The sequence below is a fragment of the Pseudomonas hunanensis genome (assembly GCF_013393325.1).
GTDB lineage: Bacteria > Pseudomonadota > Gammaproteobacteria > Pseudomonadales > Pseudomonadaceae > Aquipseudomonas > Aquipseudomonas putida_P.
This window is the reverse complement of record NZ_QJRC01000084.1, coordinates 12639-36452: the sequence shown is the minus strand read 5'-3', so window position 1 is coordinate 36452 and position 23814 is coordinate 12639. Positions and strand designations below refer to the sequence as shown.

At 64.8% G+C, this 23814-nt stretch carries 25 protein-coding genes; 16 read left to right on the top strand and 9 right to left on the bottom strand.

The window, feature by feature from the left end:
* Positions 1 to 77 precede the first annotated feature (77 nt).
* The gene (gene amn, locus DM807_RS11275; protein ID WP_012274352.1) at positions 78 to 1541 is read left to right on the top strand and encodes an AMP nucleosidase; all 1464 of its coding nucleotides are present in this window, start codon (positions 78 to 80) and stop codon (positions 1539 to 1541) included.
* Positions 1542 to 1547: 6 nt separating this feature from the next.
* On the top strand, positions 1548 to 2186 hold the full coding sequence (locus DM807_RS11270) for a pseudouridine synthase (RefSeq protein ID WP_060494267.1): 639 nt from the start codon (positions 1548 to 1550) through the stop codon (positions 2184 to 2186).
* A 35-nt stretch (positions 2187 to 2221) separates the two neighbouring features.
* Here DM807_RS11270 and DM807_RS11265 read toward each other — a convergent pair whose 3' ends face one another.
* Together DM807_RS11265 and DM807_RS11260 are read right to left on the bottom strand one after the other, a co-directional pair.
* Complete coding sequence (locus DM807_RS11265) at positions 2222 to 2425, bottom strand: DUF2788 domain-containing protein (RefSeq protein ID WP_003249787.1); 204 nt, start codon at positions 2423 to 2425, stop codon at positions 2222 to 2224.
* A gap of 54 nt (positions 2426 to 2479) precedes the next feature.
* Positions 2480 to 2956, bottom strand: coding sequence for an Lrp/AsnC family transcriptional regulator (locus DM807_RS11260; protein WP_003249795.1), 477 nt, complete (start codon positions 2954 to 2956; stop codon positions 2480 to 2482).
* A 393-nt stretch (positions 2957 to 3349) separates the two neighbouring features.
* On the opposite strand from DM807_RS11260, the gene DM807_RS11255 reads away from it, so the two are divergent.
* Positions 3350 to 4186, top strand: a complete 837-nt coding sequence (locus DM807_RS11255; protein WP_179027389.1) for a DUF6515 family protein — start codon at positions 3350 to 3352, stop codon at positions 4184 to 4186.
* A 34-nt stretch (positions 4187 to 4220) separates the two neighbouring features.
* On the opposite strand, the gene DM807_RS11250 is transcribed toward DM807_RS11255, so the two are convergent.
* Together DM807_RS11250 and DM807_RS11245 are read right to left on the bottom strand one after the other, a co-directional pair.
* Positions 4221 to 5093, bottom strand: a complete 873-nt coding sequence (locus tag DM807_RS11250; RefSeq protein WP_012274349.1) for a cation diffusion facilitator family transporter — start codon at positions 5091 to 5093, stop codon at positions 4221 to 4223.
* Between the two features lie 22 nt (positions 5094 to 5115).
* Positions 5116 to 5535: a hypothetical protein gene (locus DM807_RS11245; protein ID WP_012274348.1), complete on the bottom strand. Its 420-nt coding sequence runs from the start codon at positions 5533 to 5535 to the stop codon at positions 5116 to 5118.
* 116 nt (positions 5536 to 5651) lie between these two features.
* On the opposite strand from DM807_RS11245, the gene hrpB reads away from it, so the two are divergent.
* A complete protein-coding gene (hrpB, locus tag DM807_RS11240) occupies positions 5652 to 8180 on the top strand; it encodes an ATP-dependent helicase HrpB (RefSeq protein WP_179027388.1) in 2529 nt (842 codons plus the stop codon).
* Between the two features lie 18 nt (positions 8181 to 8198).
* On the opposite strand, the gene DM807_RS11235 is transcribed toward hrpB, so the two are convergent.
* Positions 8199 to 8690 carry a hypothetical protein gene (locus DM807_RS11235; protein ID WP_060494264.1) on the bottom strand — a complete coding sequence of 164 codons (492 nt, stop codon included), beginning with the start codon at positions 8688 to 8690 and terminating at the stop codon, positions 8199 to 8201.
* 87 nt (positions 8691 to 8777) lie between these two features.
* Positions 8778 to 9434, bottom strand: coding sequence for a YciC family protein (locus DM807_RS11230; protein WP_012274311.1), 657 nt, complete (start codon positions 9432 to 9434; stop codon positions 8778 to 8780).
* A 166-nt stretch (positions 9435 to 9600) separates the two neighbouring features.
* Here DM807_RS11230 and DM807_RS11225 point away from each other — a divergent pair, with 166 nt between their 5' ends.
* The 5 genes from DM807_RS11225 to rhlE1 all read left to right on the top strand — a co-directional run bounded on the left by DM807_RS11225 (position 9601) and on the right by rhlE1 (position 14068).
* Complete coding sequence (locus DM807_RS11225; protein ID WP_012274310.1) at positions 9601 to 10359, top strand: DUF2076 domain-containing protein; 759 nt, start codon at positions 9601 to 9603, stop codon at positions 10357 to 10359.
* A 180-nt stretch (positions 10360 to 10539) separates the two neighbouring features.
* Positions 10540 to 11019 (top strand): LabA-like NYN domain-containing protein, encoded by a 480-nt coding sequence (locus DM807_RS11220; protein WP_060494262.1) that lies wholly within the window; start codon positions 10540 to 10542, stop codon positions 11017 to 11019.
* An 8-nt stretch (positions 11020 to 11027) separates the two neighbouring features.
* Entirely contained in the window at positions 11028 to 11633 is a 606-nt protein-coding gene (locus DM807_RS11215; RefSeq protein WP_179027387.1) for a 3'-5' exonuclease, read from the top strand.
* A 133-nt stretch (positions 11634 to 11766) separates the two neighbouring features.
* The gene (gene yedA / locus DM807_RS11210; protein WP_179027386.1) at positions 11767 to 12681 is read left to right on the top strand and encodes a drug/metabolite exporter YedA; all 915 of its coding nucleotides are present in this window, start codon (positions 11767 to 11769) and stop codon (positions 12679 to 12681) included.
* Positions 12682 to 12736: 55 nt separating this feature from the next.
* Positions 12737 to 14068 carry an RNA helicase RhlE1 gene (gene rhlE1 / locus DM807_RS11205; RefSeq protein WP_012274306.1) on the top strand — a complete coding sequence of 444 codons (1332 nt, stop codon included), beginning with the start codon at positions 12737 to 12739 and terminating at the stop codon, positions 14066 to 14068.
* Between the two features lie 108 nt (positions 14069 to 14176).
* On the opposite strand, the gene DM807_RS11200 is transcribed toward rhlE1, so the two are convergent.
* From DM807_RS11200 to pmrG, 3 genes are all read right to left on the bottom strand, one after another.
* The gene (locus tag DM807_RS11200; protein ID WP_179027385.1) at positions 14177 to 15418 is read right to left on the bottom strand and encodes a TIGR03862 family flavoprotein; all 1242 of its coding nucleotides are present in this window, start codon (positions 15416 to 15418) and stop codon (positions 14177 to 14179) included.
* Between the two features lie 148 nt (positions 15419 to 15566).
* Positions 15567 to 16481, bottom strand: coding sequence for a histone deacetylase family protein (locus DM807_RS11195; protein ID WP_012274304.1), 915 nt, complete (start codon positions 16479 to 16481; stop codon positions 15567 to 15569).
* A gap of 38 nt (positions 16482 to 16519) precedes the next feature.
* Positions 16520 to 17206: a lipopolysaccharide core heptose(II)-phosphate phosphatase PmrG gene (gene pmrG / locus DM807_RS11190; protein ID WP_060494258.1), complete on the bottom strand. Its 687-nt coding sequence runs from the start codon at positions 17204 to 17206 to the stop codon at positions 16520 to 16522.
* A 179-nt stretch (positions 17207 to 17385) separates the two neighbouring features.
* Between pmrG and DM807_RS11185 the strand changes: the two genes are divergently transcribed.
* The 7 genes from DM807_RS11185 to DM807_RS11155 all read left to right on the top strand — a co-directional run bounded on the left by DM807_RS11185 (position 17386) and on the right by DM807_RS11155 (position 23734).
* Positions 17386 to 17955 (top strand): GNAT family N-acetyltransferase, encoded by a 570-nt coding sequence (locus DM807_RS11185; RefSeq protein ID WP_012274302.1) that lies wholly within the window; start codon positions 17386 to 17388, stop codon positions 17953 to 17955.
* Positions 17956 to 18102: 147 nt separating this feature from the next.
* Entirely contained in the window at positions 18103 to 18972 is an 870-nt protein-coding gene (gene tesB / locus DM807_RS11180; protein WP_012274301.1) for an acyl-CoA thioesterase II, read from the top strand.
* Complete coding sequence (locus DM807_RS11175) at positions 18969 to 19562, top strand: HAD family hydrolase (protein WP_012274300.1); 594 nt, start codon at positions 18969 to 18971, stop codon at positions 19560 to 19562. Before tesB ends, DM807_RS11175 begins: the two co-directional genes overlap by 4 nt.
* Before the next feature lie 102 nt (positions 19563 to 19664).
* On the top strand, positions 19665 to 20675 hold the full coding sequence (locus DM807_RS11170) for a zinc-dependent alcohol dehydrogenase family protein (RefSeq protein WP_012274299.1): 1011 nt from the start codon (positions 19665 to 19667) through the stop codon (positions 20673 to 20675).
* A gap of 130 nt (positions 20676 to 20805) precedes the next feature.
* Positions 20806 to 21918, top strand: a complete 1113-nt coding sequence (locus DM807_RS11165) for an ABC transporter substrate-binding protein (RefSeq protein ID WP_012274298.1) — start codon at positions 20806 to 20808, stop codon at positions 21916 to 21918.
* Complete coding sequence (locus DM807_RS11160; RefSeq protein WP_012274297.1) at positions 21915 to 22976, top strand: FecCD family ABC transporter permease; 1062 nt, start codon at positions 21915 to 21917, stop codon at positions 22974 to 22976. Before DM807_RS11165 ends, DM807_RS11160 begins: the two co-directional genes overlap by 4 nt.
* A complete protein-coding gene (locus DM807_RS11155; RefSeq protein WP_012274296.1) occupies positions 22973 to 23734 on the top strand; it encodes an ABC transporter ATP-binding protein in 762 nt (253 codons plus the stop codon). The genes DM807_RS11160 and DM807_RS11155 overlap by 4 nt, the downstream gene beginning before the upstream one ends.
* The last annotated feature ends 80 nt before the right edge of the window (positions 23735 to 23814 follow it).

Below are 23814 nucleotides of genomic sequence, written 5' to 3'. Positions count from 1 at the left end.
CACCGATCAATGGGGGTGTATTTAACCCAGAAGGCAGGCAAGATGGTTCACATGCATGTCCAGACAGGAAGCACAGTGTGAGCCAAGCTTTTGTAGTCGTTGATACCCCCGAACAGGCCGTCGACCGTCTGGCGGCCCTGCATGAACAGGCCACCGGGGCCCTTAGCCAGGCCCTCAAGCGTTACCTGAAGGACCGTACCGAGCCGAACGCCGAGGAGCGCGACCTGTTCCGCTACCCGGCACTGCGCCTGACCTACATCAGCCACGGTGAGGTCGCCGCTACCACGCGCGCCTACGCCAAGGTCCAGGTAGCCGGTACCTACAGCGTTACCGTCACCCAGCCTGCTGCATTTCGTGGCTACCTGCTGGAGCAACTGCGCCCGCTGATGCACGACTACACCGTCACGGTAGAAGTCGGCGTCAGTGAACAGAACATCCCGTACCCCTACGTGGTCGATCAGGGCGACGAGCTGGCCGGCAGCGGCATTACCGCCGCGCAGCTGGCGCGGGTGTTCCCCAGCACCGACCTGTCGGCCGCCACCGACAATATCGCCGATGGTCTGTACGACTGGGACCGTGCCGAAGTGCTGCCGCTGGCGCTGTTCGATGCCGCGCGGGTCGATTTCTCGCTGCGCCGCCTGGTGCACTACACGGGCAGCGACTGGCGCCATGTGCAGCCGTGGATCCTGCTGACCAACTACCACCGTTATGTCGACCAGTTCATCAGCCATGGCCTGGAGCAACTGCGTGACGACCCGCGCTTCGTGCGCATGGTGCTACCGGGCAACGTGGTGATCGAAAAGGGCATGGACCACGGCGAAACCCAGGCCCTGGTGGCCAGCGTGGTCTGGCACCGCTACCAGATGCCGGCCTACCACCTGATCGCCGCCGACGGCGACGGTGTTACGTTGGTCAACATCGGTGTCGGCCCGTCCAACGCCAAGAACATCACCGACCACCTGGCGGTACTGCGCCCGCACTGCTGGCTGATGATCGGCCACTGCGGTGGCCTGCGGCAGTCGCAAACCATTGGCGACTATGTGCTGGCCCACGCCTACATGCGCCGCGACGGGATTCTCGACCGGGTTGTGCCGCCGAATATCCCGATCCCGGCCTTGGCCGAAGTGCAGATGGCCTTGCAGGAAGCCGCCGCGCAGGTCACTGGCGAGCGTGGCGAACAGCTGAAGAAGCGCCTGCGCACCGGCACCGTGCTCACCTACGACGACCGCAACTGGGAGCTGCGCTGGGCTCAGGAACGCCCGCTGATCAACCTGTCGCGTGCGGTGGCGGTGGACATGGAAAGCGGCACCATCGCTGCCCAGGGCTACCGATTGCGCGTGCCGTACGGCACCTTGCTGTGTGTGTCCGACAAGCCGCTGCACAGCGAGATCAAGCTGCCGGGTTCGGCCAACGCCTTCTACAACCGCGCGGTCAGCCAACACCTGAAAATCGGCATTGCTGCTCTCGACCTGCTGCGCACCGAGCTCAACTCGCTGCACTCGCGTAAACTGCGCAGCTTCGATGAGCCGCCGTTCCGCTGAGGATTCATGTCACTGCCACCCCGTAACAAGCCGCGCCGTCCCCAGGCGCGGCCTGCCACCGGCCCGCGTCGCCAGGCCAAGGCGCCACCGGCCGAGCCGCGCCTGATCCTGTTCAACAAGCCGTTCGACGTGCTGACCCAGTTCAGCGACGGCGAAGGGCGCGCGACCCTCAAAGACTTCATCGACATCGCGGGCGTGTACCCGGCCGGTCGGCTGGACCGCGACAGTGAAGGCCTGCTGTTGCTGACCAACGATGGCGGGCTGCAGGCGCGGATTGCCGACCCCAAGCACAAGCTGGCCAAGACTTACTGGGTACAGGTGGAGGGCGAACCGAGCGACGAGCAGTTGCAGCGCTTGCGTGACGGAGTGGAACTGAACGATGGGCCGACCTTGCCGGCCGAGGCGCGGCGGCTGGAAGAACCCGAGCTATGGCCGCGCAACCCGCCTGTACGCTTTCGCAAAAGCGTACCGACCAGCTGGCTGGAACTGGTGATCCGCGAGGGGCGTAACCGCCAGGTGCGGCGGATGACGGCAGCGGTGGGGTTGCCGACCTTGCGCCTGGTGCGGGTGAGGATTGGCGATTGGGCGCTGGATGGGCTGGAGCAGGGTTGCTGGCGCGAAGTCCCGGCAAAGTTAAAGCGCTAGCCGGGGCCGCAGCACGCTCCCGGCAGCCTTGAGCCTTACACCCCTTCGAGAAACCCCACCACCACGCTCTTGATGATGAAGGCCAGCACCCCGAGCCCCAGCACGAAGAACAGGATCAGCGTCCCGAACTTGCCCGCCTTGGATTTTTTTGCCAGGTCCCAGACGATGAAGCCCATGAAACCGATCAGCACGGTGACCAGGATGATCATCATCCACTCTTCGAATACGGCGGGATCCATCGGTGTTCTCCAGGCGGGTTGAGCGTCCGATTATACGCTGGCTGGCGTGAGGGTTTAACGCAGGTGGGTCAATGGCAGCTCGGTGCTGGCCAGTACCTGGTTGAGCACGAAGCTCGAACGCACGCTGGTGACGCCTTCGATACGGGTCAGGCTGCCTAGAAGCAGTTTCTGGTAGTGGTCCATGTCGGGCACCACCACTTTGAGCTGGTAGTCGGCATCCATGCCGGTGACCAGGCTGCATTCCAGCACCTGCGGCAGGTTGCGGATGGCGGCCTCGAACGTTTCGAAACGCTCAGGGGTGTGGCGGTCCATGCCGATCAGCACATAGGCCGTCAGGCTCAGGCCCAGCTTCTTGCGGTCGAGCAGCGCAACCTGGCGCGAAATGTAGCCATCGTCCTCCAGTTGCTTGACCCGACGCGAGCATGGCGAAGGTGACAGGCCGATGCGTTCGGCCAGCTCCTGGTTGGAAATGCGCGCATCGCGCTGCAATTCGGCGAGGATGCTCAGGTCGTAACGGTCAAGTTTGCTCATGGCATTTGCCTTTTCTGTTCGTATTGCGGCGAATTATCAATCCAGGGTGAAAAATTGCGCAAGTGCTATTTATCTGAGCAATCTTCGCAATCATCTGTCGCAAGCCGTCCGGTATCTTTATCACCAGAATCACTGCCCGGACATCAGTCCACGGCGACGCGCCCTAGGCGGGCGGTCGCGGCCAGCCATCCAACAGGATCTGCAGGCCCCCGGGCTACACACCCTCCAGAAGACGGTGTGAGGTGAGCCGGCGCCACAAGTGCCGAGCACGGACGACAATTCCTGAAGGGAGGCCTTGTGGCCTCCCTTTTTTCTGTCTGGAAATTTAATTGGCCTGCGTGATGGGCGCGGTAGACTGGTTGCGGGCGCAGTTTTTCTACCGAGAGGAATACCATGAAGTCGCGCATCTGGCAGTTGGCAGGTGTTGGTTTGCTGGGTTTGAGCATCAGCCTCGGGGCCATGGCCGAAGGGCCGGGCGAGGGGCATGGCGAACGCGGCCAGCAGGTGCAAGGTGAGGGCGTGCCTGGCCGCTCGCTCAACTCGCGCGACGAAGTGCGCCAGACCCAGCCCCCGCGCCAGGGTTATTACCAGGACATTCCCCGCCGCCACGGTGATGACCATCGCTGGCAAGCCGGTGGCCCTGGGCAACGGCCCGGTGGTGACTGGCAAGGGCGCCCAGATGGACATGGCAATGGCTGGGGGCCTGGGCCGCAGTATCGCCCCGGGCACACAGTCGACCATTTTCCCGACCGCTACTGGAAAGTGCCTTACCGTGGTGCTGACTACTTCTACTCCGGCGGCTACTGGTACCGCCCTCATGGTGGCAGCTACATCGTGGTGAGGCCGCCCTATGGCGTGCGGGTCAATTACCTGCCGCCTTATGCGCGGGAAGTGTGGCTGGGGGGTGGGCTGTTCTTCCTGGTAGCCGATACCTACTACCAGTACCTGGCGGACAGCCAGGAGTACGTGGTGGTCAACCCGCCAGTCGGCGTGCCGGCGCCCGTACCGGTGGCACCGTCGAACGGTGGGTATGACGTGGTGGCTTACCCGATGTATGGCCAGGGGCAGGAACAGCAGGAGCAGGACCGTTACCAGTGCCATCGCTGGGCAGTGAGCCAATCCGGCTTCGATCCGGCGACGGCGACGTACGCACCGCCAGCCAATGTGCTCGACAATTACCGGCGGGCGCTGGGTGCCTGCTTCAGTGGCCGGGGATACAGCATCAACTAAAGCGGTAGGCGCGGCCTGTTAGCCTGAAGAATATCTATACCGGGTCGGCGTGCACCATCACATCCGCCTGTGGATAACGCTGGCGGATCACCCGTGAGGCCTCCACGCACAATCCGTGTGCTTCATGCAGTGGTAGCTGCCCTGGTAGCTCCAGGTGCAACTGCACGAACCACTGGTTGCCCGACACCCGCGTACGCAGGTCGTGCACGCCCTTGACGCCGGGAATGGCCAGTACCCGCGTGGCCATGTCTTCGCCGACATCGCTGGGCAGTTCCTTGTCCATCAGGATTGCCGTGCTTTCGCGGGCAATCTGCAAGGCACTCCAGAGGATGTAAAAGGCGATGCCCAGGCCGAACAGCGCATCCAGCTGGGGCCAGCCGAAACGCGCCAGCAGCAGGGCCAGCAGGATGCTGCTGTTTAGCAGCAAGTCCGAGCGGTAGTGCAGGGAGTCGGCCCGCACCGCGGTAGAGCCGGTCAGGCGGATGACCTTGTACTGCAAGGCCAGCAGGGCGACGGTCAGCACCAGCGACAGCAGCATCACCGCGATGCCGATGGCGGTATCACCCAGCGGTTGTGGGGTGTGCAGGCGCTCGACCGCCTGCACGCCGATCAGCACTGCACTGACCCCGATGAACAGCGCCTGCGCCATGCCGGCCAGGGCCTCGGCCTTGCCATGGCCGAACCGGTGATCGTCGTCTGCCGGGCGCAGCGCATAGTGCACCGCCAGCAGGTTGAGGAACGAGGCTACAGCGTCCAGTGCCGAATCGGTCAGCCCGGCCAGCAGGCTCACCGAACCGCTCAGCCACCAGGCCAGCGCCTTGCTCAGCACCAGAATACTGGCCACCGCCAATGACGCGCGCGTGGCCAGGCGTAGCAGGCGCTGGTGTTCAGCCGGGGTGGTGATCATCCGTGGTCGGTGTCCTTGTGGCTCAGGCGGCTGGCACCAGGCCCAGGCTGGCCAACTGCTCGACACTGCCGCGGTGCTGGATCAGCCGAGGGTCGTCCAATGGCAGGCGCTGGCCCAGTTCGCTTTCGAGAATGGCCTGCAACTTGAGGTTGTCGACCTTGCCATCTGGTTTGACGGCTTCTTGCAGTTTGGCTGGGTCGACCTGGGCGGTGCGGCCACCTGGGTAGTAGATGGCGCCCGTGGCGAAGTCGATGCCGAAGGCGATCAGCCCAGGGATCACGTAGAACAGGATGCCAATGGCGTCCATTGCGGCAACCACAGGGTCGATCTTGCCGCCGATCTGGCCGCGCCGGTCCGGGTAGAAAATGGTGCCGCAGGCCGTCAGTTGGGTCAGCAGGGTGGCAATGAGGGCGCCACCGATGACGCGGGTCGAGATGCGCATGTAAATCTCCGAGAAGGTGTTCAGCAGGGCAAGCGAAGCGCCTGCGCCTGATGCTAAGACCATGATAGAGCAGGCTGGGTTCGCCGTTATACTCGCCAGACTGTTCGAGGACCACCATGATTTCATTACCCATTGATGCGGCCTTGCCCGCTTTGCGCCAGGCCCTGGCAAACCGTGACGAAGCGGTGCTTGAAGCGCCGCCCGGCGCTGGCAAGACCACCCGCGTGCCGTTGGCGCTGCTGCACGAGCCGTGGCTGGCCGGGCAGACCATCCTGATGCTTGAGCCACGGCGCCTGGCGGCGCGGGCGGCCGCCGAGCGGCTGGCCAGCGAGCTGGGCGAGCAGGTGGGGGAAACGGTGGGTTACCGCATCCGCCTGGACAGCAAGGTCGGGCTTAAAACCCGTATCGAAGTGGTGACCGAGGGCATCCTCACCCGCCGCCTGCAGGCCGACCCGGCACTGGAGGGTGTGGGCTTGCTGATCTTCGACGAATTTCACGAGCGCAGCCTGGATGCCGACCTGGCCCTGGCGCTGAGCCTCAATGGCCGCGAGTTGCTGCGTGACGACCCGCCGCTGAAGATTCTCCTGATGTCCGCCACCCTGGAAGGCGAGCGCCTGTCGCGGTTGCTGGACGATGCGCCGGTGGTCAGCAGCGAAGGCCGCATGCATCCGGTGGATATCCGTTGGGGGCGAGCGTTCCAGCCGGGCGAGTTCATCGAACCACGGGTGGTGGACAGCGTGCTGCAGGCGCTGGCAGACCAAGCCGGCAGCGTGCTGGTATTCCTGCCTGGGCAGGCCGAGATCCGCCGGGTGCACCAGAGCCTGCAGGAGGCCTTGGGCGATCGGCCCGAAATTCTGCTCTGCCCACTGCATGGCGAACTGGATCTCAATGCCCAGCGTGCCGCCATCGACCCGCCGGCCAAGGGCCTGCGCAAGGTGGTGCTGGCCACCAACATCGCCGAAACCAGCCTGACCATCGATGGCGTGCGTGTGGTGATCGATGCCGGCCTGGCCCGTGTGCCGCGCTTCGACCCTGGCAGCGGTATGACCCGCCTGGACACTCAGCGTATCTCCCGCGCCAGCGCCACTCAGCGCGCCGGCCGGGCCGGCCGCCTGGAGCCCGGCGTGTGCTACCGCCTGTGGTCCGAAGCCCAGCATGAGCAACTGGCCGCCCATGGCAGCGCCGAAATCCTCCAGGCCGACCTGGCCGGGTTGGCCCTGCAACTGGCGCGCTGGGGCGTTACCCCCGAGCAGTTGCGCTGGCTTGACCAACCGCCGGCTGCCGCGTTCGCCCAGGCCCAAGACCTGTTGGTGCGGCTCAATGCCTTCAAGCCTGGCAGCCGTGACAACCTCAGCGAACACGGCCAGGCCATGGCTGAACTGCCGGCGCACCCGCGCATCGCGCATTTGCTGCTGCGAGGCCAGGACCTGGGCCTGGCACAGATGGCCTGCGATGTGGCTGCGCTGCTGGGGGAGCGGGATATCCAGCGTGGGGGTGGCGCGGACTTGCACAACCGGCTGGCGCTGGTCAGCGGCGAAAGCAAGGCGGCGCGTGGCGGCCAGGGTGGCGTGCAGCGGGCGCGTCAGCTGGCCCGCCAGTACCGTGGCCTGTTGCGAGGCAAGGCCGGTGCGCCGGTCGCCGACCCGGACCACTCGCGCTGGCTGGGCGCGCTTCTGGCGCTGGCCTACCCCGACCGCGTCGCCTTGCAGCGCCGCGAGGGTGGGGCGGAGTATCGGTTGGCCAATGGCCGTGCGGCGCTGTTTGCCGAAGTTGACGCGTTGATGAAGTGCCCGTGGTTGGTAGTCGCCGACCTGGGTAGCCGCCAGGGGCAGCGTGAGGAGCGCATCTACCTGGCCGCCGAATTCGATCCGGCGTTGCTCGATGGCGTGCTGGCCGAGCAGGTCGAGCGGGTCGATATCGTTGATTGGGACGAGCGCGAGCAGGTGTTGCGCGCCGAGCGGCAGGTCAAGGTTGGCGAACTGGTCCTCAGCCGTGAGCCACTACCGGGCCTGGATGACGAGGCCAAGGCCAGGGCGCTGCTTGGCCTGGTTCGGCGCAAGGGCCTGAACCTGCTGACCTGGACGCCGGAACTGCGCCAGTGGCAGGCACGGGTGGCACTGCTGCGCCAGCTGGACCTGGAAAAGGATGGCCACAGCGAATGGCCCGACCTGGGCGACGAGGCCCTGCTCGCCAACCTGGAAGACTGGCTGCAGCCCTACCTGGGCAAAGTGTCGCGCCTTAGCCACTTTGCCGCGCTGGACCTGCCGTCGCTGTTGCGCAACCTGTTGCCCTGGCCGCTGCCACAGCGCCTGGACGAACAGGCCCCCGCGCACCTGGCGGTGCCGTCCGGCTCGAACATTCGTCTGGACTACAGCGAGAGCCCGCCGGTCCTCGCCGTGCGCTTGCAAGAGCTGTTCGGGCTTGCCGACACCCCACGCATCGCCAACGGCCGGCAGCAGGTCAAGCTGCACCTGCTGTCACCCGCACGCCGGCCAGTGCAGGTGACCCAGGACTTGGCGAACTTCTGGCGCACCACCTACGCCGAGGTGAAGAAGGATTTGAAGGGGCGGTATCCGAAGCATTACTGGCCTGACGACCCCTTGGTGGCCGAGGCTACGGCGCGAGCCAAACCTCGGGGGACCTGAGCGTGGCCGGGGCGGCTGTCAGCCGAGCGGTACGAGCAGGAAGGTGAACACTTCACCTTCCTCGACATTGAGCAAGGCCACCCAGTCGCCGCTTTTGTGCGGCGTATCCTTGATGATGCCAACCCTGTGGCCTCGGTGGTCGCGCAGATGGCAGACCAGGCCGTCCTCGGTCAGCTCCAGTGGCTCGATCTTCCAGTAGTCAGTGACGTCGGCATGCCAGTAGAAGCCCAGGTAGCCATTGCGGCTGATGCCCAGTTTCTTGGCTTGTGGTCGCCCAGGGATGCTGATGTGGTGATGCAGGCGATCGTCGGTCTGCGAGTGGTAATGAAAGTCCATCACCGGCGAGTCCTGCTTTCCCCCAACCTGTAGCCAGTCATCCTCAGGGGTAACCCCCCAGCTGAACTTGTCACTGCTGCGGCTCAGGCGCAGTGGGATGTACCGGTTGACGGCGCGCATGTACAGCCTGCCGCGAAACGACCTGGCAAATTCCGCTTTGATGTCTTCGTGCATGGTGCTTTCCTCGGTTGGCATTGAAGGTTTCGCACCCTAATGCCCAAGCGCGACGCCCAGGCAGATCGAAGACTTTCCCCGGTTGCCTCAGGCGCCGGCTTCACCTTCCAGCAGCATGAACAGGCGGTACAGCACCACGGTGCTGAACAGCTGCAGGAAGCCGCTGAGGCTGTCCATGGCCAGCTCCATGCCAGGCGAGGGTTCTGGGAAAGCCATCAGCAGCAGCCCGTCGATCAGCCAGATCGGTGCCAGCACAGCCACCACACAGAACATGATGCGCATGAAGTGACCGGTGGTCATGCTGGCACTTTCGCGCATCGCCTGCACCACCGGGCGGCCGCGCAGCACCAGCAGGTACTCGGCGAACACCAGATTGATCATGATCCATACGCCCGGGAAGACGAACAAGGCAAGGCCCGCCATGATCAGCAGCGAACTGATGAGAATCAGCAGGGCCAGTTGTGGCCAGAGCTGCAGGGCGCGGGCGAACAGGTCGCGCTTGGCGATTTCCTGGCCCTTGCTGCGGGTATCGAGGTAAAGGATCAGCGCGGCGCTGTACAGCGGGTAGAGCAGCAGGCTGACGAGCATGCCGTAGGCAGGCGATGCCTGGTCGCCCAACTGCCGGTACAGCAACTGAGTGAGCAGGGCTTCCAGCACCACCAGCGGCAGGCACAGCTGGACAATGTTCGGCAGGTGGCGGCGGAAGAAGTACAGGGAGTCGCGCAGAACGCTCAGCGGATTCATCAGTCAACATCGCATGGCAGTAAAAACAGGGGCCTAACTTTAGCCCAAAGCAGGCCTGGGGCTGTCACTTGCTGAAAAAAGTTTCACCGCGCCGGTGATTGAATCCCGCGTCCGTACGCCCCATCTTTGACGCTGTCCGTTGTCCCGCTACCCCACGAGGTCGCCCATGAACACTGAAGAACAAACCCTGATCGACGGCCTGTTCGGCCGCATCAAGCAAGCTGAAGACCCGAGCCAGCCGCGCGATCCGCAGGCCCAGGCGTGCATCGAGCAACATCTGCGTCAACAGCCGGCGGCGCCTTACTACATGGCACAAGCCATATTGGTGCAGGAGGCTGCGATCAAGCGCCTCGACGAGCAGAACAAGCAGCTGGAGGCCGAACTGCAGCAGGCCCGCGCCCAGGCCCAGGCCGCACAAGCCGCCAGCAGCGCGCCAAGCAATGGCGGGGGTGGTTTCCTGTCCAGCATCTTTGGTTCGGGTGGGCGTAACGCGGCCCCGGCGGTGCAGCCGCAGCGTCCCGCTGCTGCCCCGGTGGCGTCGGGTGGTGGCTGGCGCGAGCCTTCGGCACCGGGCTTCTCCCAGCCGCCAACACAGCAACCTGGCTTTGCCGCCGCGCCGGCGCGCGGCGGCGCCAGCAGTTTCCTCGGTGGGGCCATGCAGACCGCTGCCGGTGTGGCCGGTGGTGTGTTGCTGGCGCAGGGTATCAGCAGCCTGTTCAACCACAACTCGCAGCCGGAAGAAGTGGTCGAGGTGATCAAGGAAGAACCGACACCGGCCAGCGACAGCGGCGGCTGGAACGACCAGGGCGGTCAGCAGCAAGTGGCTGACAATGGCGGTTGGGGCAGTGACCAGGGTGGTTACGCCGACAGCGATTATGGCAGCGATGATGGCGGGTTCTTCTCGGACGACGACTCGTACGTCTGACAGGTCTGGCATACTGCTGGCATTTTTGAGGGGCGCTGTGCGCCCCTTTCGCGACGCAAGGCCGCTCCCACAGGTAAAGTGCAGGTTTCACACGCATTGCCCGACCTGTGGGAGCGGCCTTGTGTCGTGAAAGGGCTGCAACGCAGCCCCAAAATCCCAGACCGGACACGAGGTTCCCAGGTGAAAAAGATCGCGCTGTTCGCCGATGTGCAGAACCTCTACTACACCGTGCGCCAGGCCCATGGCTGCCATTTCAACTACACCGCCCTTTGGGCCGACGTCAGCCGCGAAGGCCAGATCGTCGAAGCCGTGGCCTATGCCATCGACCGTGGCGACGCCAAGCAGCAACAGTTCCAGCAGATTTTGCGCAACCTCGGTTTCGACGTGCGTCTCAAACCCTTCATCCAGCGCAGCGATGGCTCGGCCAAAGGCGACTGGGATGTGGGCATTACCCTGGATGTAATCGACGCGGCAAGCAGGGTCGACCAGGTAGTGCTGGCTTCTGGCGATGGTGATTTCGACCTGCTGCTGGAGCGGGTGATCCAGCGCCATGGCACCGAAGCCGTGGTGTATGGCGTGCCGGGGCTGACGGCGCTGTCATTGATCCGTGCCGCCACCCGCTATGTGCCCATCGAGGGCACACTGTTGCTCAAACACTAAGGTTTTTCATGGAACGTATCGCTGTCATCGACTTTGAAACCACCGGTATTTCCCCCGGTGCCGGTTGCCGCGCCACCGAGGTGGCGGTGGTAATGCTCGAAGGCGGGCGCATTGTCGAGCGCTACCAGAGCCTGATGAACGCGGGCGTGCCAGTGCCGGCCTTCGTCGCCGGCCTGACCGGCATCACCACCGCCATGTTGCGCACTGCGCCGCCGGTGGACAAAGTGATGAACGAGGTGGCCGAGTTTGTCGGTGGCACCCCATTGCTGGCGCACAACGCGGCCTTCGACCAGAAGTTCTGGGACTACGAACTGAGCCGCATCGGTCGCAGCCGCAGCCAGCCGTTCGCTTGCTCTCTGCTGCTGTCACGGCGCCTGCTGCCGGCGGCGCCGAACCACAAGCTGGGTACTCTGACACGTTGGGCTGGGTTGCCGGACACCGGGACCGCGCACCGGGCCATGGCCGATGCCGAAATGGCCGCCAACCTGCTGCAACACCTGACTGGCGTGTTGCGCCAGGACCACGGTTTACAGCAACTTTCGCACGGTCTGCTTTGTCGGTTGCAGAAAGTCCCGGCTGCAAAGGTGCGCGACACGCTGGCCAAGTACCGTTAGGGCTGGCCGGCAATACAGGGCTCAAGCCGAACGCACCAAAAGTGTGCCGCTCATTTGAGCCCGTTCTGTAACGTATCTTCGCCCAGGCAGGCCGTTAAACTGAAGCACCCGTAAACGGATTTCGAGTTTTCCCATGCCTGCCGCCCGTCGCTTCCCGCTGTTGCTCATTGGTGCTTTCCTGGCCTTGTACCTGGTTTGGGGTTCCACTTATCTGTTCATTCGTATCGGCGTGGAGAGCTGGCCTCCGATGCTCATGGCCGGGGTGCGCTTTCTGATTGCCGGCGGCCTGCTGTACGGTTTTTTGCGCTGGCGCGGTGTGCCCGCGCCGACCTGGCCGCAGTGGCGGGCGGCAGGGGCAATTGGCTTTTTGCTGCTTAGCTGTGGCAACGGTGGTGTGACCGTGGCCGAGCATGCTGGCGTGGCGTCGGGCGTAGCGGCGCTGGCCGTGGCGACAGTGCCACTGTTCACCCTGCTGTTCGGCCTGTTGTTCGGGCACCGCAATTCGAAGCTGGAGTGGGCGGGCATTACCCTGGGGCTGGTGGGTATCGGCCTACTGAACCTGGGTTCCAACCTGCAGGCAAGCCCGATGGGTGCAGCGCTGATCCTGTTCGCAGCGGCGTCCTGGGCGTTCGGCTCGGTGTGGAGCAAAACCTTGCCGCTGCCCCAGGGGCCGATGGCCAGCGCGGCAGAAATGCTGGTGGGGGGGGCGGTACTGTTGCTGGGCAGTGTGCTGTCGGGCGAGCGTATGACGCAGATGCCGACTGCTGCCGGCTGGGGGGCGTTGGCCTATCTGGTGTTCTTCGGCTCGATCCTGGCGTTCAGTGCCTACATGTATTTGCTCAAACATGTGCGCCCGGCAGCCGCCACCAGCTACGCCTACGTCAACCCGGCGGTGGCGGTGCTGTTGGGCATCGTCTTCGCCGGCGAACAGATTGGCGCCGAAGAGTGCGTGGCGATGGCGGTGATTATCGGTGCGGTGGTGCTGATTGGCCTTCCACAGTGGCGCAAGGCGCCTGCGCAGCCGTTGAAAGGCGAAATCTGCAAGTAGGCAGGGGTGATGCGGTAAACTTGCCGCCTTCGCTGAACCCCCCGACGGTATTGCCATGAATTTCGCCAAACTCGGCCTGATCGAACCGCTGCTGCGTACCCTGCAGCAGCTGGACTACACCACCCCGACCCCGGTGCAGGCCAAGGCCATCCCCGCCGTGCTGGCCGGCCGCGACCTGATGGCCGCAGCCCAGACCGGTACCGGCAAGACCGCAGGCTTTGCCTTGCCCGTGCTGCAGCGCCTGGCGCTGGAAGGCGAAAAGGTGGCCAGCAACTCCATCCGTGCGCTGGTGCTGGTACCTACCCGCGAACTGGCCGAGCAGGTGCACAACAACGTGCGCGAATACGCCGAGAACCTGCCGCTGAGCACCTACGCGGTGTATGGCGGCGTCAGCATCAACCCGCAGATGATGCGCCTGCGCCGTGGTGTCGACCTGCTGGTGGCCACCCCGGGTCGTTTGCTCGACCTGTTCCGGCAGAACGCGGTGAAGTTCAACCAGGTGCAGACCCTGGTACTGGACGAAGCCGACCGCATGCTCGACCTGGGCTTTGCCGAGGAGCTGCAATCGGTTTACGCGGCGCTGCCCCGCAAGCGCCAGACGCTGCTGTTCTCCGCCACCTTCTCCGATCAGATTCGCGTGCTGGCGGGGTTGGCCTTGAATGACCCGCTCAGTATCGAAGTGAGCCCGCGCAACGCCACCGCGACCAGCGTCAAGCAGTGGCTGGTGCCTGTGGATAAAAAGCGTAAGGAAGACCTGTTCTGCCACCTGCTGCGCAAGCAGCGCTGGACCCAGGTGCTGGTGTTCGCCAAGACCCGTAACGGTGTCGACCAACTGGTGCAGCGTTTGCTGGCCGAAGGTGTGAACGCCGACGGCATTCATGGGGACCGCCCGCAGGCTACCCGTCAGCGCGCGCTGGACAGCTTCAAGGCCCGCGAAGTGCAGGTGCTGGTGGCCACCGATGTGGCAGCCCGTGGCCTGGACATCGATGATTTGCCGCTGGTGGTCAACCTTGACCTGCCGATCGTTGCCGAGGACTACGTGCACCGCATCGGCCGTACCGGGCGGGCGGGCAACAAGGGCGAGGCGATTTCGCTGGTGTGCGCGGATGAAGTGCAACTGCTGGCGGCTATCGAAGTGCTGACCCGGCAGACCCTGCCGCGTCATGAAGAGCCTGATTTTATCCCTGATCACCGGGTGCCGCTGACCGATGCCAGTGGCCAGGTGATCAAGAAACCGAAGAAGCCCAAGAAGCCGAAAGAAAACAGCGCCAAGCGCGGGCTGGGCCGTTGGATGGACAGTTCTGAGGCGGGTAATTCCGAGCCGGCAGTCAAGGCGGTGCGCAAGGTGCCGAGTTTCAATGGTGGGCCGCGCAAGCGTAAGCCCTGAGATTTCGGGGCCGCTCTGCGGCCCATCGCGACACAGTTCAGGCCCGCGCCGTACCTGTGGCAGCGGCCTTGTGTCGCGAAAGGGCTGCGCAGCAGCCCCTGCAATCTTTCAGGAAACCGGCTTAACCCAATCCGCCGCCGCTCGCCCGGCGCGCAAACCGCTGGCAAAGCACGCCGTTAGCAAATACCCCCCGGTCGGCGCCTCCCAGTCCAGCATTTCGCCGGCACAGAACACCCCCGGCATGCCCTTGACCATCAACCCCTCATCCAGCCCCTCGAAACGCACCCCGCCGGCGCTACTGATCGCTTCATCCAGCGGCCGTGTACGCACCAACGTGATCGGCAATGCCTTGATCGATCGGGCCAGCGCCTGCGGGTCGGCAAAGCTCGCGTGATCGGTCAGCTCCCGCAGCAGTGCCGCCTTGACCCCATCGATACCCAACTGGCTGTGCAGATGCTTGGCCATGGAGCGTGAACCGCGTGGCTTGGCCAGTGCCTGGGCAATTTTGTCCACAGGCTTGTCCGGCAGCAGGTCGAGCAACAACAGCCCACGGCCGTCACGGTTGATGGCCTCGCGCAGCGGTGCCGACCAGGCATACACCAGGCTGCCCTCCACACCTTGCGCGGTGAGGATGAACTCGCCTTTGCGCGGTGCACTGCCCGGTACGCTGAGGGCAATGTTCTTCAGCGGCGCGCCGGCGAACTTGTCCTTGAGCAAGGCGCTCCAACTGTCCACTTCAAAACCGCAGTTGCTCGGCTGCAAAGGCGAGATATCCACAGCCCGTTCGGCCAGCAGCGCTTGCCAATTGCCGTCGGAGCCCAGTCGCGCCCAGCTGGCGCCACCCAGTGCCAGCACCACGACGGCGGCTTTCACCAGCCGTTCGCCCTGTGGATAAGCAATCCGCAAGGCGCCATCGGAGTTCCAGCCCAGCCAGCGATGACGGGTGTGGATAACTACCCCGTTGTCACGCAGGCGCTTGAGCCAGGCACGTAGCAGCGGCGCGGCTTTCATGTCGGTCGGAAACACCCGGCCCGAGGTGCCGACGAAGGTTTCGATGCCCAGGCCGTGAATCCATTGGCGTAATGCGTCCGCATCGAAGTCGCGCAGCAACGCCTCGATCTCGCCCTGGCGTTCGGCATATCGGGCCACGAACGCCGAGTAGGGCTCGGAATGGGTGATGTTCATGCCGCCGACGCCCGCCAGCAGGAACTTGCGCCCAACCGAAGGCATGGCATCGAACACCTCGACCGCCAGGCCTGCCTGGGCCAGTGCTTCGGCAGCCATCAAGCCGGCAGGGCCGCCACCGATGACGACAGCGAGGGGAGAGGATGCGGGGTTCAGATCGGGCATGGTGGGCAGCAGGCTGTGGAAAAGAGGCGCATTCTAGCGCAGCGCTGGCCATGGAAGCACTGGTCAAAAAATGCTCAGAAGTCTGCAGGCCTTGCCATCAAAGGGCTGTAGCGCCTTTCCCGCAGGTTATCCACAAGCGGTTCCACAGTCATTGTGAACAACCGATGACGCGTGCTGCGCTGTGGTGAAGGATGCCGTGGCGTTTGGCCAAGGCTGCGCGGTCCTTGCTGTAACCACCGCCGATCACGCCCACCACCGGGATATCGCGGCCCAGGCAGTGGCGCAATACGGCTTCGTCACGGGCGGCAACGCCGGCATCGGTCAGTTGCAGGTAGCCCAAAGCGTCGTCCTTGTGCACATCGACGCCGGCGTCGTACAGCACCAGGTCGGGCTGATACAACGGCAGCAGGTAATTGAGGGCGTCGTCCACCACCTTCAGGTAGGCGGTATCGCCCATGCCACGGGGTAGGGGGATATCCCAGTCGCTTTGCGCCTTGCGGGCCGGGAAGTTCTGCTCGCAGTGCAGCGACACGGTGATGGCCTCTGGCGTGTCGTGCAGGATGCGCGCGGTGCCATCGCCCTGGTGCACGTCGCAGTCGAAAATCAGCACCCGGTGTACCCGGCCAGCCGCCAGCAGGTAACGGCTGATCACCGCGAGGTCGTTGAAGATGCAGAAGCCGGCGGGGTGGTCGTAATGGGCATGGTGGGTGCCACCGGCGAGGTGGCAGGCGATGCCGTGCTGCAGGGCCATTTCGGCCGTGAGCAGCGAGCCGCCGACGGCGCGCACGGTGCGCCGGGCCAGCGCCTCGCTCCAGGGCAGGCCGAGGCGGCGCTGGTCCTCGCGCGACAGCTCGCCGTTCATGTAGCGCTCGATGTAGCTGCGGTCGTGGGCCAGGGCGAGGATGTCGTTGGGGCAGATGTCCGGGCGCAGCAGGGCTTGGTCGGTGGTCAGCCCGCTGTCGACCAAGTGGTCGCGCAGCAGGCGGAACTTGTCCATCGGGAAGCGGTGTTCGGCGGGGAACTCCGGGCTGTAGTCTTCGTGGTAGATCAGCGGCAGCGGCATGGGGTGTTCACAATCGGGGCCAGTGCTGATCTTGCCAGTTATCGTCCTGCGCTGGCCAATACGCGTTGCCAGTCCGGCTCGTTCAGGCGCCCTAGGATGCGCGCCTTGCCATCGCCATCCACCGACACGAACAAAGCGCTGGCGTAGCTGCTTTGACGCTCGCCACCGGCAACGTTCTGCTGGCGGGCAAAATGGTCGATGCAGCCGTTGTGGGTCACCAGCACCAGGTTGTGCCCCGCACGTTTGCGCGCCAGCGCCTCGCTGGCGAACTGGCTGTCGCAGGTTTCCAGCCAGCCTTCGCTGGCCACCGCCTGACCGAGGATGAAGTGCGCGGTTTGCCGGGTGCGCAGTTTCGGGCTGGTCAGCAGGTCGGCGTTGTGCAGGCCCAGCCGGTTCAGCCCTTGGCCAACACGGGTTGCGGCCTGGCTACCGCTGACGGTGATACCGGTGGGGTCGTCCAGGCAGGGGCCGGGTGCGCTGTCGCAGCGTTCGGCGTGGCGGATCATCACGATCACCGCGCCTTCGGCCCAGTCTTGCAGTAAACCGCTGTCACTCAGTTGTTGCTCGTTGCCAAGGTCCACGATATGCGTCCTCGTCGCCAGCCAGGTGGTCAACGCCGCCACGACCATGCACAGGCCAAGGGCGGCACCGAGGGCTTTGCGAGACAGGCGCCGCTTGCGCCGGGTGTGTATGGCAGCGTGCCCCAGGGTATTGCTCGATTGCATGCGTAGCTCCGTTGGCATGGCCGCGTCTGGCGCGGCAGAGATGGCGGCATTGTGCTGAGGGGCCTGTCGGGGGCCGGTGAAGGGCGTGTGAAAATTGCATTCGGCGGCTACCGGTTGGGTGAAAGCCGAGCCCGCGCCTACGCTGTACACTGCAAGGCGGCAAAACCGGAGCAGGCCCCATGACCCCCATCCTTGAACTGGAAAGCGCACGGCTGGTGCTGCGCCAATGGCACGACGACGACCTGCGCGAGTTCGCCGCGCTGTGCGCCGACCCGCAGGTGATGCGCTACTTCCCGGCGCCCCTGACGCGTCTGGAAGCCGCTGCATTGATCGGTCGGGTGCGCGGGCACTTCAATGAATACGGTTTTGGTTTGTGGGCCCTTGAGCGCAAGGACAGCGGCGCGTTCATCGGCATGACCGGTTTGCTGCACGTGGGCTTCGAGGCCGATTTCACCCCCGCTGTGGAGATTGGCTGGCGCCTGGCCCGCCGTCACTGGGGCCTGGGTTTTGCCAGCGAGGCGGCGTGGACCTGCCTGCGTTGTGCTTTCGCCCAATTGCGCCTGGAGGAAGTCGTGTCGTTCACTAGCGAGAGCAACCTGCCGTCGCAGAAGGTCATGCAAGCCATCGGTATGCAGCAGGACGCGCAGGGCAGTTTCGAGCACCCCCGCCTGCCTGAGGGCCACCCGCTACGCCCGCATGTGCTGTACCGCATCGACCGCACCCATTGGGAGCGCACCCTGCGCCCCTGAATGCATGGCCATGCCCGGCACGAATGACAAACCCTGTATTATTTGCCCACTTGGAAGGCGCTGCATGTTGCACGTTCAGCGCCTGTGAGATCGAGCGCCGCTCGGGCGGCGCATCGCGAGCAAGCTCGCTCCTACGGAGAACCCCCGATGAGTCATGTGTTGGACGACCTGGTCGACCTGTTGAGCCTCGAAGCCATCGAGGAGAACCTGTTCCGTGGCCGCAGCCAGGACCTGGGCTTCCGCCAGCTGTACGGTGGGCAAGTGCTGGGGCAGTCGTTGTCGGCAGCCAGCCAGACGGTCGAGGACGCGCGCCATGTGCATTCGTTGCACGGCTACTTCCTGCGCCCGGGCGATGCCAGCCTGCCGGTGGTGTACTCGGTGGACCGCGTGCGCGATGGCGGCAGTTTCAGCACCCGGCGGGTGACGGCGATCCAGAAAGGCCAGACCATCTTCACCTGCAGCGCATCGTTCCAGTACGACGAGGAAGGGTTCGAGCACCAGGCGCAGATGCCAGAGGTGGTCGGCCCGGAAAACCTGCCGACCGAAGTCGAACTGGCCCGCGCCATGGCCGACCAGTTGCCCGAGCGCATTCGCGACAAAGTGCTGTGCGCCAAGCCGATCGAGATCCGCCCGGTCACTGAGCGTGACCCGTTCAACCCCAAGCCCGGTGACCCGGTGAAGTACGCCTGGTTCCGCGCCGACGGCAACCTGCCTGACGTACCCGCCCTGCACAAGTACCTGCTGGCCTACGCCTCGGACTTCGGCCTGCTGACCACTGCGCTGCTGCCCCATGGCAAGTCGGTGTGGCAGCGCGACATGCAGATCGCCAGCCTCGACCATTCGTTGTGGTTCCATGGCAACCTGCGCGCTGACGAATGGCTGCTGTACGCAACCGATAGCCCCTGGGCCGGTAATTCCCGTGGTTTCTGCCGCGGCAGCATCTTCAACCAGGCCGGGCAACTGGTGGCATCGTCCAGCCAGGAAGGCCTGATTCGTCATCGCAAGGATTGGGCATGAGCCTCCTTGGCGAGGTGCGCAACTGGGTGTTCGACATGGACGGCACCTTGACCGTGGCGGTGCACGACTTTGCCGCCATTCGCGTGGCGTTGGACATCCCGGCCGAGCACGACATCCTCACCCACCTGGCGGCGCTGCCGGCTGATGAGGCGGCAGCCAAGCATGCCTGGTTGCTGGAGCACGAGCGGGACCTGGCGGTTGCCTCCACGGCGGCCACCGGGGCGGTGGAACTGGTGCGCGAACTGGCCGAGCGCGGTTGCCGGCTGGGTATTCTTACCCGCAATGCGCGTGAGCTTGCGCATGTGACGCTGGAGGCCATCGGCCTGGCGGACTGCTTCGCGGTGGAGCACATTCTCGGGCGTGACGAAGCGGCGCCCAAGCCGAGCCCGGATGGGTTACTGAAAATTGCCAGTGCCTGGGGCGTGGCGCCCAGTGAGCTGGTGATGGTGGGGGATTACCGCTTTGACCTGGACTGTGGACGGGCGGCGGGGGCGCGCACGGTGCTGGTGAACCTGCCGGATAACCCGTGGCCGGAGCTGGTGGATTGGCATGCGGCCGATTGCCAGGCATTGAAGGTGATGCTGGGCTGATTCTTGTATTGGCAATGCGGGCCTGTTCGCGGGCATGCCCGCGAAAGGGCCGGACCTGTCTATGCTGAACCCCATTCTTTCTTCTGATACGGAGACCTACCCATGACCAGCAAGGCCATCTACGTACAACCCGGCGGCGGCTACGACAAGGTCGAGGTCGGCACCAGCGAGGCCCTGGCCCCCAAGGCCGGCGAGATCACCGTGCGCCTGCACGCCAGCTCCCTCAACTACCACGATTTCGCCGTGGTCAGCGGCATGTGGGGCCCGAGCGAGCGGCGCATCCCCATGGCCGATGGCGCCGGTGAGGTGGTCGCGGTGGGGGCTGGCGTTACCGAGTTCCAGGTCGGCGACAGCGTGGTCAGCACCTTCTTCCCCGATTGGCTCGATGGCCAGGCCAATGTCGAGGGCTTTGCCCAGGTGCCTGGCGACGGCCTCGATGGCTACGCCCGAGAGCAGGTCACCGCCCGTGCCACTGCGTTCACCCTGGCGCCCAAGGGTTTCAGCCATGCCGAAGCGGCCACCCTGACCACCGCCGGGCTTACCGCCTGGCGCGCGCTGATGAGTGATGATCACCTCAAGCCCGGCGACACGGTGCTGGTGCAGGGCACTGGCGGTGTGTCGATTTTCGCCTTGCAGTTCGCCAAGCTGGCCGGCGCCACAGTGATCGCCACCTCGTCCAGCGATGCCAAGTTGGAGCGCCTGAAAGCGTTGGGTGCCGACCACCTGATCAATTACAAGAGCACCCCGGCCTGGGGTGAGAAAGTGCGTGAGCTGACGGGCAACCGCGGGGTTGATCATGTGATCGAAGTGGGTGGCCCGGCGACGCTGGAGCAGTCGATGATTGCCGCGCGCATCGGTGGGCATGTTTCGCTGATCGGTATCCTCACCGGGGTGGCTGGGCAGTTGCCGCTGGTGCAGGCGCTGGTGCGGCAGATTCGTCTGCAAGGGGTGCTGGTAGGCAGCCGTGCGCAGCAGCAGGCGATGGTGCGGGCGATCGATGCCAACGGCCTGCGCCCGGTGGTGGACAAGCATTTCGAGTTGGAGCAGATCGTCGAGGCGTTCCGTTACCAGGAGAGCAACCGGCATTTCGGCAAGATCTGCCTGACTTGGTGAGGATAGGTGAGGGCGGCTGGATGTAACGGCCACCCTACAAGCCAATACATTCGCGCACATCGGCAGCACAGGGCGGCTGGCTAGAATGCCCCGCTCTGTTGCGATTGATTCTCTTCAAGAGGATGCCCCGATGTGCCCGACTCCCCTTTTCTGGCAGCGTTTGCTGCCTGTCTTGCTGTTGGCTACCTGCCTCGGCTTCATCCAACCTGCCAGCGCCGTGCAAGTGACCGACGTGCTCGGGCGCAAGGTCGAGGTCGACCACCCGCCTCAGCGCATCGTGCTTGGCGAAGGGCGGCTGTTCTTCGCGCTGGCTTTGCTTGACCGTGACAACCCGTTCCAGCGGGTGGTTGGCTGGCAGAACGACATGCGCCTGCTCGACCCGCATACCTATGAGGTGTATGCGCAGCAGTACCCACAAGTGGCCAAGTTGCCGCTGATCGGCCAGGCGTCCGAGCAGAGCGTGAGCGCTGAGCAGATACTGGCGCTCAAGCCCGACCTGGCCATTTTCAGCATCGCCGGTGAGGGCCCGACCCAGCACAGCCCGGTGGCCGATCTACTGGAAAAGGCCGGGGTGCCGGTGCTGTTCATCGACTTTCGCGTGCACCCGATCCGCAATACCCGGGTGAGCATGCAGGCACTGGGCACGCTGCTGGGGCGTGAGCCGCAGGCGGCGGAGTACCTGAACCTGTACGACCGTCACCTGAAGCGGGTAACCGACGGCGTGGCCAGGATCAAGGAAAGCGAGCGGCCCAAGGTGTTTCTCGAACTGTTGGCTGGCGTGTGGCAGGCACCGGGGCACACCACTGGCAAGAGCGGATTGGGCAGCGTGGTCGAAGCCGTAGGCGGGCACAACATTGGTGCCGATGTGGTGCCTGGGGCGCTGGGTGATGTGAGTGTCGAGTACGTGTTGCAAGCCGACCCGGACGTGTACATCGCCACCGGCAACCGCGCGCCCGGGGTGCTGCTGGGGGCTGGCGTCTCCACCGATACGGCACGCCAGAGCCTGGCGAAGATCACCGCGCGCCCCGAGTTCGCCCCGCTGCGGCCGATCCAGGCTGGCCAGGCCCATGGCTTGTGGCATGACTTCTACAACTCGCCGTTCAACATCCTGGCGGTCGAGGCCATGGCCCGATGGGTACACCCGGAGCGTTTCAAGGCGCTCGACCCGCAGGCAACCATGGGTGAAATCAACCGCATGCTCAAGGTCGGCCTGGACGGCCAGTACTGGGTCGATGCCAGGTGACCGCGCTGGCCCACGAAGGCGCGGCGTTGGCAGCCTGGCATTATCGTCGCCTGTTGTGGCGGCGGGCCTTGCTGGTCTTCACGCTGGCGTTGTTGCTGTTGTTGTCGGTACTGGGCGACCTGGCCAGCGGTGCCTCGGGCATGGGCCTGGGGCAATTGCTGCATGGCGTCTTCGACCCGGCGACGTTGAGTGCCACCGAGCGGGTGATCATCTGGAACGTGCGCCTGCCGTACTCACTGATGGCGGTGCTGGTGGGGGCGGCCTTGGCGCTTGCCGGTGCCGAGATGCAGGCGATTCTAGACAACCCGCTGGCCAGCCCCTTCACCTTGGGTGTGTCGTCATCGGCGGCACTCGGCGCCTCGCTGGCGATTGCCTACCCACTGGGCATTGCCTGGCTGGCGCCGAGCGCCCAGGTGACGGTGATGGCGTTCATCTTCGCCTGCCTGTCGGTGGTGCTGTTGCAGGCCATGTCGCGGTTGCGTGGCGCCGGGGTCGAGAGCCTGGTGCTGTTTGGCATCGCCTTGGTGTTCAGCTGCAATGCGTTGGTCTCGTTGCTGCAATTGCTGGCCACCGAGGATGTGCTGCAGCAACTGGTGTTCTGGACCTTGGGTAGCCTGGCCCGCGCCGACTGGCACAAGCTTGGCATGCTGGCCCTGGTGCTGGGGTTGCTGTTGCCGTTCTCGCTACGGGCGGCACCGGCCATGACCTTGCTGCGCATGGGCGAGGACCGTGCGCGCAGTTTTGGCGTCGATACCCGGCGCCTGCGTTTTGCCTCGCTGCTGCGCATCAGCCTGTTGTCGGCAACGGCGGTGGCATTCGTCGGCACCATCGGTTTTGTCGGCCTGGTCGGGCCGCACATCGCCCGGCTGCTGGTCGGTGAGGACCAACGCTTCCTGCTGCCCGCCAGTGCGCTGGTGGGGGCGTTGATGCTGTCGCTGTCGTCGCTTGTCAGCAAGGCGATCTTGCCGGGGGTGATCGTGCCGGTGGGCATCGTTACCGCGTTGGTGGGCGTGCCGGTATTCGTGGTGCTGGTGTTCCGCCGGGGGAGAAGGTTGTGAGCCTGTTGATCGAGGGTGTTTCGGTGGCCTACGGCGCGCGGCAGATCCTGCAGGGGGTGAGCCTGCCGGCGTTGCCGGCCGGCAGCCTGGTAGCGCTGGTCGGGCCAAATGGTGCGGGCAAATCCACGTTGTTGCGTGCCTTGGCAGGGCTGGAGCGGATGCGCGGTGGTTTGCGCCTGGATGGGCAGGATGTGACGCGCCTGGGCTTTGCCGAGCGCTCACGTCGCCTGGCCTATATGCCCCAGCAGCTACCGCCGGGTATCGCCTTGGGCGTATTGGAAAGCATTGTTGCGGCCTTGCGCGTGAGCGCTGGCAGCGATCTGCTGGGCAGCGCCTTCGATGCGTTGCGCCAGTTGGGCATCGAGGGTTTGGCCGAGCGCTCGCTGGACAGTTTGTCTGGCGGGCAACGGCAGCTGGTGGCCTTGGCCCAGTTGCTGGCACGCAACCCACAGGTGCTGTTGCTGGACGAGCCGACCAGTGCGCTGGACCTGCATTACCAGTTGCGGGTGATGGGCGCTGTGCGCGAACGCGTGCAGGCGCATCGGTTGCTGGCGGTGGCGGTGCTGCATGACATCAACCTGGCAGCCAGCCACGCAGATTGGCTGGTGGTGTTGCGTGAGGGCAGGGTGGTGGCCTGCGGGGCGCCGGGGGATGTGCTGCAGCCGGGGTTGTTGGCTGAGGTGTATGGCGTGGTGGCCCGGGTGGAGCGCTGTTCGCAGGGGCGCCTGCAGGTGCTGGTGGACCGGGCGTTGGCTTGAAAACCGGCCAGATGCGGTCCCTTGTAGGAGCGGCCTTGTGTCGCGAAAGGGCTGCGAAGCAGCCCCCCGATTTATGCGAT